The organism is Microcoleus sp. Pol12B5 (genome assembly GCF_036701335.1).
Lineage (GTDB): Bacteria > Cyanobacteriota > Cyanobacteriia > Cyanobacteriales > Microcoleaceae > Microcoleus.
In genome coordinates this window covers 1-8,566 of the sequence record NZ_JAUBQQ010000113.1, presented here as the reverse complement: position 1 = coordinate 8,566, position 8,566 = coordinate 1, and the positions used below count along the sequence as shown (strand labels likewise).

Genomic DNA, 8,566 nt, shown 5'->3' with positions numbered 1-8,566 from the left:
AAACTTAACTATCTCATTAATTTGGTTCCCCTTAATTACTTATTGGTTGACCACTTATTGCCCCATTGGTACTCGTTTATCAATTGCAATCGACCGCAGTCAATGGGGCAGCATTAATCTTTTTATGGTGAGCCTAATCTGGGAAAAAAGAGCAATTCCATTATACTGGTCACTGTTGCCTAAATTGGGAAACAGTAACTTCGAGTCACAAACAGGCAATTTACAGCAAGTTTTACCATTATTTTCCGAATATAAAGTCATCGTTTTAGGAGACCGTGAATTTTGTTCTGTCGATTTGGGAAACTGGCTGAGGGAAAAGGGTGTATCTTTTTGCTTAAGACTGAAGAAGAATCATTGTATCGAAACAGAGCATTTAGTTTGGCAGCGATTAGATGAATTAGGAATAGTGCCAGGAACCTCTTTATATTTTCAAGGTAAAAGAGTGAGGAAAACTCGACCTGCGACCGGATTTGATCTTGCTTGTAAGTGGAAAAGGAACTACGGGGGGTGGAAGGTTGATGAAGCGTGGTTTATACTCACAGATTTAGGGTCATTGCCAGCAGCTATCAATGCTTATAAGCAGCGGATGGGTATTGAAGAAATGTTCCGAGACTGTAAAACAGGAGGCTACGATCTTGAAGGAACCAGCTTAAAAGGAGACCGACTTATTAACATGATTTTGCTCATGACACTTGCGTACACTTGGGCAATATTTCAAGGCACTGAACTGAAAAAAAAGCAGGTACAAAAATATGTATCTCGTCGCAAAGAACCCAAAAAAAGATATCGAAGACGCAGTACATTTGGTGTTGGTTTAGATGGAGAAAAGTGGGTCAATTATCTCGAACAATATTCTGACGAGGTAGAACAGTTAATGAAGTTAACTCCCAATAAACGCCGCTTTTATCAACAAGGTATGCGGGCCGCAACCCTTATACAGTCTATCTCGTAGACCTCTTTGTCACCCCCCAGGTTTTTGTTTGAGTTTTTCACTAACGAACATAAATTTGATTTCCCCAAAATACGTCAATATACTTACACAGAAAAAATCATTTAGGATTGAGCTAAATAGAGAAAATTATTTAGGATTGCTATAGATGCCAAGCGGTACACTGTTGAAAAGTTGACTTCTTTATATGGATTACGTTGGTCGGCAGCAGAAGTCAATTTACGCTCTCTCAAAACCACGTTAAAAATGGAGATGTTAACAGCTAAAACTCCGGTGATGGTGAGAAAAGAAATCTGGACACACTTATTAGCCTACACTTTACTACGTACCATTATGTGGCAGGCTGTATCTTCGTCAAAAAATACAGTTTTTCAACTCTCATTCCAATCAACTAGGCAGCAGTTTAATCTGTTATTGACGCTGTTGGCAACTACAGGAAAACGCCAACAGCGACAATGGCGTCAATTACTTTTGGAACAGGTGGCAACTAATTTACTCACGATTCGACCTGAGCGTTCTGAACCCAGAGTTTTAAAACGCAGGCCGAAACCGTATCCTCGAATGCAGGAACCTCGCTCTGTCTTGAAAGCTAAACTGCGGGCGTGATTAAGCCTTTTTCAGTGCCATTGGACTAGAGTCCTCACTACAAACACGAATTTATCAATTACTGTCTACATTTCCTGCATCAACCGCAAATAGTTTTGCCGCATTTGCGTCATATTTTCCATCATTCTATTAGCCATATCTTTCTCAACATCGCTCATTTGCTGCCAAAATAAAGCCGATCGCCTCGCCATAATTGCTTCTTCCCACAGCATCTCCAAAAGTTGCGCCGCCATTGGATTTTCAGCATCGATAATCCCGCACAATTGCTCGAAGGCCCGGTTAGCTTCGGTGTGAGTGCTAACATCCTGAACCAGGGTTAGGCATTTCTTGAGTTGTACGATCGGATTTTCAGAAGAGTAAGCCATAATTTCACTGAGATAAGCGACAAAATTTACACTGATACCTTTGAGATTACTAGAGTTGTGACACAGCGGTAGAGTTCCCTACATACCACCGCCAAGGCAAATCAATTCCTTGAGAAATCCCGATCCGCGTAGTTTGCACAAAATTTATTGTACCCTCCTCCACAGCTTGCTGAAAGTTCTCGCTCCGGTGTTCCAATCGTAGCGGTTGGCCTGCACCCAGGGGAAAACCGCTTAAAGTTCGATCGATATCCAGCACCTTACACAGTTTCCCAGGCCCGGCGGCGAGGCGCGATCGCTTCTTCTCAGGAATTCCAGCGAATTCTTGGGGAAGCGCATCTAGCTGCAAAGCTCGAATCAGCACACCACTAGCAACTCCCTCTGCATCCGTCACCACATTAAAACAGTGATACATCCCGTAGATTAAGTAAACGTAGCTCATACCCGGAGGCCCGAACATCACCTCACTGCGAGGAGTGCGCTGTCGGTAAGCGTGACAAGCGGGATCTCCCGGGCCGTAAGCTTCGGTTTCGACAATCATTCCCCGAATTGTCTCGCCGTCAGGAAACTGCCGCACCAGAGTACAGCCGAGCAAATCTGGCGCTACGCTGGTAGATGGCCGCGCCAGCCAAAAAGATTCTACAATCTGAGTATTTGCACTCACTCAACAACAGCAGGTAAATTATGGACGTTAAGTTAGTTTTAGCAGTCTTGACAGCAGTTTTCACCGTTTGCTGTCTGTTCTTCGGCACAAAAAACGGATTCTATGATACTGACAAGTATCACGGTAACGGTTCTGCTCACTAATTTTAGGCGTGCAGTTAGTTGCTTAAAAAACCGCTGCCTGTTTTTCAGACGGCGGTTTTATTTATGAACCACAGAGGCCACAGAGGACACAGAGAAAGAGAAAAGAGAGAGCAGAAAAAAGGAAAAGAAGTTGAGAAATGATGAGAGAGCAGATTGCTATATTTGCTGCAATTAAGGATGAATTGTGCCATCTGGCATTTGAGCTGACTGCAAGCTAGCATTCTCAAAGTCAGTGCATCCCGGCAGATTTAAACGCATTGTCGCTCCCCGATCGCTCGTTTTCATGTTGAAACCAACTACTGCATTTTCTGGGTTGTTTTTTTCGGGAACAGCGGTGACATTAAAATCCATGTTTGCTCCTCGATCGTTCGCATCAAGGTTGAAAGTAATGCCGCTACAGCCCAAATCTGCTCCGGTGAGGTTGGCTCTATTCAAGTTAGCATTTTTTAAGTTAGCATTGGCTAATTTGGCTCCCGACAAATTAGCACCTTCGAGGTTCGCACCCTGCAAGTTAAATCCTCGTAAGTCAAGTCCCTTCAGGTTGGCATTGCTGAAATTGCATTCGGGACACTGTTTTGTTTGCAGTAATTCCTTGACTTGGTTTTGTTGATTGGAAAATGTTAGATATTTTACCGCAGTAAATAAAACTGCGATGGAAAATCCAGCAGTAACTAAATTCTTTAATTTCATAAATATCCGAAAAGCTTGGGGGGCTTTCTGTCGAGGTTAATAGATTTCTCCAAGAGTGCGATCGACCTCTCCAGAATTTCCCAAAAAAAAGCAGGCATCTCCCACAAGCACTCTGCCGCAATTAAACACCGCCGGGCTTATAAATCCCGCCTCCTTTGCTCCGCCAGCGCTGCTTTGAGTTTCGGACTCGCCCCCTCCGTCTGCTTCACTTTGCTTTAACCAGCCCACAAACGAAATTTACTGTTACCCGAAGGCGCGCATTTGCATATACCTCCAGACTGAAATAAAAGAAACTTTATTTATATCCCTGGAATGAGTAAATCATCGAGAGATTACAGCATGATTGAATAGAAACGCAATACCGTACCTGCGCTGTTAAGTTCTCAGCAACTACATTTGTCAAAAAAATTGCTTTGAGAAATTAATTTACTCTAAAAACTGTTGGCAGCAGCTCAGGTTCCTAAACCTCGCCAGAATACACCCTACCTATAATCCCGACAATTCGGAGCGGCAATGAACACAATCAAACCCGAACCAAAAAGATCGCGCTTCATGGCTCTGCTGCTGACAACGCTGCTGACATTTCCCTTTGTGACTGCTTGCGGTTCTAGCCAGGAAAGTTCCGCTCCCCCGCCTCCTGTTGACGATACTCGCGCTGGAGGAGTGCAAACTAATCGTGCCTCCACTCCTTCGCCACAAGCGAAAAAAGGATTGAGCAATGCTCAAAAAGTAGGGATTACTTTAGCAGGAGCCGCCGCCCTTTACTACATCTACAATCAGCACAAAAATAAACAAGAAAAGGGGCCGCAGGGAAAACATTACCTTTCCAAAAACGGTCGCGTTTACTACCGCGATGCCCAGAATCGCGCTCACTGGGTAACGCCCCCGCCTGGAGGAATTAAAGTTCCGGAGTCCGAGGCAGTGCGTTACCGCGAATTCCAGGGGTATAACAACCAAAATACCGGTCGAGACCTTACTACCTTGCCGGAAGCTACAGCTCCTGTTCCGGCACAGTAGTGTAACCATTTGAGATTTTAGATTGCAGGTTCCGTGACGTTCAATTAAATCTGGGATTCCCAATCTAAAACAGTCGTTTTTCAACACATAAAAAAGAGGAACTCTATCATGGTAGACGGATTTTTGCGGAAGTTAAAAGATGCGATCGTCGGACCAGACAGCGAGCAAGTCGATCCTGACGGCTATTACGAAGATGCCTCAAATCCCGGACAGTACGGCAACGTGACTCCAGCCAGCCAAGACCCCTACGGCGACCCGGCTGGCTACGGACAGTACGGCAACGTGACTCCGGCAAGCGAAGACCCCTACGGCGACCCCGCAGACTACGGACAGTACGGCAACGTGACTCCGGCAAGCGAAGACCCCTACGGCGACCCCGCAGACTACGCCGGTACCGACTACGGACAGTACGGCAACGTGACTCCGGCAAGCGAAGACCCTTACGGCGACCCCGCAGACTACGTAGGGGATGCTGGAATGTTCGGCAATGTGAGCCCGGCAAGCGAAGACCCCTACGGCGACCCAGCGGATGAGGAAGGGTTTAGTTAATTCAGTGGGCTAGAAAATTTACCTGGTAAGCAACAGCACCCCTGCCGGGGTGTTTTTTTTGGGGAAATACCGCGAGTGAGCCAAAGATGAGCGGAAAAGCGAACTCTTGAGAGGATAGAGAATCTGAAACACTTAACGAACAAGAGAATTGTTAAACGGAGAGGGTGGGATTTGAACCCACGGAACCTTGCGGTTCACCTGATTTCAAGTCAGGCGCATTCGACCACTCTGCCACCTCTCCCGGTGCATAAATTTTATCATACCAGCAAATGTCTCTAACTACAAATAGCCGCAGATTCAGCGCGCCGATAAAGAATTTGTTCTCTTTCTACCCCGAAATCTTCGCCTACCCATACCAGAGACACTTCCGACACTGCTCCATTTTCCAGCAGGACGATCGAGAAATTACGCAATTTCGAGCACTCTCTCTCGACAATTCGCGGTACGCTGGCCGCATTCAAATAAACTGTACCCTCCGCACTCACCTCCAGCGACTTCCGCAACTCCTGCTTCGTGTGCCGCAGTTTGTGGTGCATATGACCAAAAGTTACCAGCGGTATGTGCTTTCCTGTGGTACGAGTTCGATCGATCGCCTCCGCAAAATCCGGGTCGCCCCAATCCCCTCCCAATGGTTTCCAATCCCGCCCGCAGGGGTCTTCAGGAGCCTCTCCCAGCCCCGTCGGCCCCGTGTGACCCAAAAAAATCACATTTTCGCAGTCCGCCTCCGCCGCAGCTTCTGCAATGCGCCGTGCTGACTCTTCAAAACTTTCTACCCCAAACCACTCCGAGTAAAAATCCCCGTACTTCCACTCCGATCCCCCCCAAGTAAACGGGCGGCTTCCCACCACAGTTACGCCCAATTCGGGAAAATCCCGTTTCCCGTAACCGACGTGAGCTTCTCCCATTAAATCTAACTGTTGTTTTACCCAATTTTCTTGGGTGCGATCGTAAGGGCACTGACTGCGGCCCCACTCCGTCGCCGTGTACCAAGCATCGTGGTTCCCAAACACCGCTGCTTTCGGAATGTCCAATTGGGCGATCGCCCGCACCACCTCCACCGACTCATTGCCAAAATCCCCCACAAACAGCACCAAATCAACGCCCAGATGCTTCAGGGCTTCGCCGTCTTCAGGTTCCCAGCGATCGTGAACATCCCCCACCACCGCAATTTTGATAGATTTAGCTTTATTCATGTGATTTGTCATGTGCGATCGATCCCTAGCCCCTTCTTACTCAGCATAAGAAACAGCGACCAATTTTTGCACTCTCCCGCAGCATATTTTGGATTTTAGATGTGAGATTTTAGATGAGCTCCACTGAACAGCCAGCAGTTTTTGGTGAATTCAACTATAATTCAAAATACACTTTAGCTGTCTTCGCCACCTTCCCCGGAATATTCTAACTGTGTTTACCACCGCACCTGCTCCGAACTTTACTCAAACCCGACTGCCCGACGACTTGTTTGCAGCCATTAACGCCCTCAAACAAGAGTTAAACGCCGTCATTCTCGCCCACTATTACCAAGACTCCGAGATTCAAGACATCGCAGACTTCATTGGCGACTCCCTAGAACTTGCCCGCAAAGCCGCCAACACCAGCGCCGAAGTCATAGTTTTTGCCGGAGTTCATTTCATGGCCGAAACCGCAAAAATTCTCAATCCCGACAAATTAGTATTGTTGCCAGACTTAAATGCTGGGTGTTCCCTCGCCGACAGTTGCCCTCCCGAAGCCTTTGCAGCTTTCAAAGCCGATCGACCAGGACATTTAGTAATTTCCTACATTAATTGTACCGCCGCAATTAAGGCAATGAGCGATATAATTTGCACCAGTTCTAACGCCGTTAAAATTGTCAACCAAATTCCTGAAAATCAGCCGATAATTTTTGGACCAGATCGCAATCTCGGCCGCTACGTCATGGAACAAACAGGCAGAAACATGGAGATTTGGCAAGGAGCTTGCATTGTCCATGAAAACTTCTCAGAAAAAAAGATAGTTCAACTCAAAATCGAAAATCCCGAAGCCGAAATAATTGCTCACCCAGAATGCGAACCTCTCGTGCTGCGCCACGCTAATTACATAGGCTCCACCACTGCTTTGCTCAAATATTCTCAAGCTAGTTCCAGCCAAGCTTTTATTGTCGCGACTGAACCGGGAATCATTCACCAAATGCAAAAGCAAGCTCTGCACAAACGCTTTATTCCCGCTCCTCCCAACAATAATAGTTGTGCTTGTAATGAATGCCCGCACATGAGATTAAATACCTTGGAAAAGTTGTATCTAGCTATGAAAAATCAAACGCCTGAAATTACCATGCCCCTAGATATTCAACTAGCAGCTTTGCAGCCCATCCAACGAATGCTAGAAATGAGCTAACTGGTGGCTATTTTTCAGTAAATACATTGTATGCTGGGTTGGGCACGGCGATTAAATTAAGTCATTGCCTAACCCAAAAACTCGGCAATTCGTGAAGCAGTAGTTAACTCTTTCTCTTCCTCTGCAGTTCCTTCCTTTACAACTCATCAACAATAATAAATGATACCAGAAAAACTGATTGTTTTCACCCGCTATCCCGAACCGGGAACAACCAAAACTCGACTAATTCCGGTGCTGGGAAAAACAGGCGCTGCCAACCTTCACCGCTTGATGGCCCAACGAACGATCGCCTGCGCGCTCTCTCTCCAAACATCCCGCCGATTATCCGTAGAAATTTACCGAGCCGGCGGCAGCCAACAACTGATGCAAGAGTGGTTGGGAAGTGATATTTCGTGTCAAAATCAAATAGACGGTGATTTGGGCGCAAGAATGACAGCAGCGTTTCAAAAGTCTTTTAATTCAGGGGTTAAGAAAACAGCAATTATCGGCACTGATTGTCCTGATTTGAAAGCCGAAATCATGGCACAAGCTTTTGAGGAACTGAGCCAGCACGATGTAGTTTTGGGTCCCGCAAAAGACGGAGGTTATTATCTGATCGGGTTGCGGCGATCGATACCGGAATTGTTCGGTGGCATTCCCTGGGGAACCAGTGAAGTATTTGCTTGTACGCGGGCGATCGCCCAAAAGCTAGACCTCAATATTGCTTATCTTCCCACTCTTGCAGATATCGATCGACCCGAAGACCTCCTCGGTTTACATATTAATATATTGAAATAACTAAACTATATTTAATCTATTTCAAGTATTATAAACTGTCATATAAAATTAGATAAAACTACTTGATTCTGAAACCAGAAGATCATAATATAGTAATTGTATTTGTCTAACCAAATGCTGCATCCCAGTAGCAGTTAGACAGCGCTTGGGACAATAGTCCCAGGCGCGAGAAAAAACCAAAAATTACCAACTAAATTAGCAACTAACAGCTCTGTTTTGTACAAAACTCCCTGCCACAGAAAAGCCCCATGTAGGCGCGGGGCCGGTGTAAAAAAGGAGCAATTAACAGATTTGTTTTGTACAAAACTCGCCCTCCCAGGTTAAGGTTGAATGTAAGGGCGATCCAGCCGTAAGAAGTTGCCCAAATAACAGATAAGCTTGGTAAAAAACCCGTCTCTCTCACGGGGTGCTTAATTCTGTATGTCGCCAGAAAATC

The 8,566-nt window shown here is 46.1% G+C and carries 13 protein-coding genes and 1 tRNA gene; 7 read left to right on the top strand and 7 right to left on the bottom strand.

Annotated elements, in window-relative coordinates; genetic code table 11:
- Together QUA24_RS26120 and QUA24_RS26115 are read left to right on the top strand one after the other, a co-directional pair.
- On the top strand, positions 1–952 hold a 952-nt coding region (locus QUA24_RS26120; protein WP_333233249.1), incomplete at its 5' end, for an IS4 family transposase.
- Positions 953–1,201: 249 nt separating this feature from the next.
- Positions 1,202–1,555 (top strand): hypothetical protein, encoded by a 354-nt coding sequence (locus tag QUA24_RS26115; protein ID WP_333233248.1) that lies wholly within the window; start codon positions 1,202–1,204, stop codon positions 1,553–1,555.
- Positions 1,556–1,620: 65 nt separating this feature from the next.
- Here the strand turns inward: QUA24_RS26115 and QUA24_RS26110 are convergent, their stop codons facing one another.
- Positions 1,621–1,920: a hypothetical protein gene (locus QUA24_RS26110; RefSeq protein WP_333027404.1), complete on the bottom strand. Its 300-nt coding sequence runs from the start codon at positions 1,918–1,920 to the stop codon at positions 1,621–1,623.
- A gap of 49 nt (positions 1,921–1,969) precedes the next feature.
- A complete protein-coding gene (locus QUA24_RS26105) occupies positions 1,970–2,581 on the bottom strand; it encodes a DNA-3-methyladenine glycosylase (RefSeq protein ID WP_333233246.1) in 612 nt (203 codons plus the stop codon).
- A 20-nt stretch (positions 2,582–2,601) separates the two neighbouring features.
- Here QUA24_RS26105 and QUA24_RS26100 point away from each other — a divergent pair, with 20 nt between their 5' ends.
- Complete coding sequence (locus QUA24_RS26100; RefSeq protein WP_006633228.1) at positions 2,602–2,724, top strand: hypothetical protein; 123 nt, start codon at positions 2,602–2,604, stop codon at positions 2,722–2,724.
- 171 nt (positions 2,725–2,895) lie between these two features.
- Here QUA24_RS26100 and QUA24_RS26095 read toward each other — a convergent pair whose 3' ends face one another.
- A complete protein-coding gene (locus QUA24_RS26095) occupies positions 2,896–3,414 on the bottom strand; it encodes a pentapeptide repeat-containing protein (protein WP_333233244.1) in 519 nt (172 codons plus the stop codon).
- A 36-nt stretch (positions 3,415–3,450) separates the two neighbouring features.
- The gene (locus QUA24_RS26090; protein ID WP_333233242.1) at positions 3,451–3,642 is read right to left on the bottom strand and encodes a hypothetical protein; all 192 of its coding nucleotides are present in this window, start codon (positions 3,640–3,642) and stop codon (positions 3,451–3,453) included.
- Positions 3,643–3,927: 285 nt separating this feature from the next.
- Between QUA24_RS26090 and QUA24_RS26085 the strand changes: the two genes are divergently transcribed.
- Entirely contained in the window at positions 3,928–4,431 is a 504-nt protein-coding gene (locus QUA24_RS26085) for a hypothetical protein (RefSeq protein ID WP_333213450.1), read from the top strand.
- Between the two features lie 108 nt (positions 4,432–4,539).
- Positions 4,540–4,980: a translation initiation factor gene (locus QUA24_RS26080; protein ID WP_333233240.1), complete on the top strand. Its 441-nt coding sequence runs from the start codon at positions 4,540–4,542 to the stop codon at positions 4,978–4,980.
- A 156-nt stretch (positions 4,981–5,136) separates the two neighbouring features.
- On the opposite strand, the gene QUA24_RS26075 is transcribed toward QUA24_RS26080, so the two are convergent.
- Positions 5,137–5,221 (bottom strand) — tRNA-Ser (locus tag QUA24_RS26075).
- A 34-nt stretch (positions 5,222–5,255) separates the two neighbouring features.
- Positions 5,256–6,173: a TIGR04168 family protein gene (locus QUA24_RS26070; RefSeq protein ID WP_333233238.1), complete on the bottom strand. Its 918-nt coding sequence runs from the start codon at positions 6,171–6,173 to the stop codon at positions 5,256–5,258.
- 211 nt (positions 6,174–6,384) lie between these two features.
- Here QUA24_RS26070 and nadA point away from each other — a divergent pair, with 211 nt between their 5' ends.
- Both nadA and QUA24_RS26060 read left to right on the top strand, forming a co-directional pair.
- Positions 6,385–7,353, top strand: a complete 969-nt coding sequence (gene nadA / locus QUA24_RS26065; protein WP_333233236.1) for a quinolinate synthase NadA — start codon at positions 6,385–6,387, stop codon at positions 7,351–7,353.
- 159 nt (positions 7,354–7,512) lie between these two features.
- Positions 7,513–8,130 carry a TIGR04282 family arsenosugar biosynthesis glycosyltransferase gene (locus QUA24_RS26060; RefSeq protein WP_333233234.1) on the top strand — a complete coding sequence of 206 codons (618 nt, stop codon included), beginning with the start codon at positions 7,513–7,515 and terminating at the stop codon, positions 8,128–8,130.
- A 202-nt stretch (positions 8,131–8,332) separates the two neighbouring features.
- Here the strand turns inward: QUA24_RS26060 and QUA24_RS26055 are convergent.
- The coding region (locus QUA24_RS26055) for a hypothetical protein (protein ID WP_333233232.1) at positions 8,333–8,566 on the bottom strand (234 nt) is incomplete at its 5' end.

Excerpts from the sequence above, each read along its gene's own strand:
- QUA24_RS26115 (WP_333233248.1), top strand. The coding sequence starts at position 1,202 with ATGTTAACAGCTAAAACTCCGGTGATGGTGAGAAAAGAAATCTGGACA.
- QUA24_RS26110 (WP_333027404.1), bottom strand. The coding sequence starts at position 1,920 with ATGGCTTACTCTTCTGAAAATCCGATCGTACAACTCAAGAAATGCCTA.
- QUA24_RS26100 (WP_006633228.1), top strand. The coding sequence starts at position 2,602 with ATGGACGTTAAGTTAGTTTTAGCAGTCTTGACAGCAGTTTTCACCGTT.
- QUA24_RS26095 (WP_333233244.1), bottom strand. The coding sequence starts at position 3,414 with ATGAAATTAAAGAATTTAGTTACTGCTGGATTTTCCATCGCAGTTTTA.
- QUA24_RS26085 (WP_333213450.1), top strand. The coding sequence starts at position 3,928 with ATGAACACAATCAAACCCGAACCAAAAAGATCGCGCTTCATGGCTCTG.
- QUA24_RS26080 (WP_333233240.1), top strand. The coding sequence starts at position 4,540 with ATGGTAGACGGATTTTTGCGGAAGTTAAAAGATGCGATCGTCGGACCA.
- QUA24_RS26070 (WP_333233238.1), bottom strand. The coding sequence starts at position 6,173 with ATGAATAAAGCTAAATCTATCAAAATTGCGGTGGTGGGGGATGTTCAC.
- QUA24_RS26060 (WP_333233234.1), top strand. The coding sequence starts at position 7,513 with ATGATACCAGAAAAACTGATTGTTTTCACCCGCTATCCCGAACCGGGA.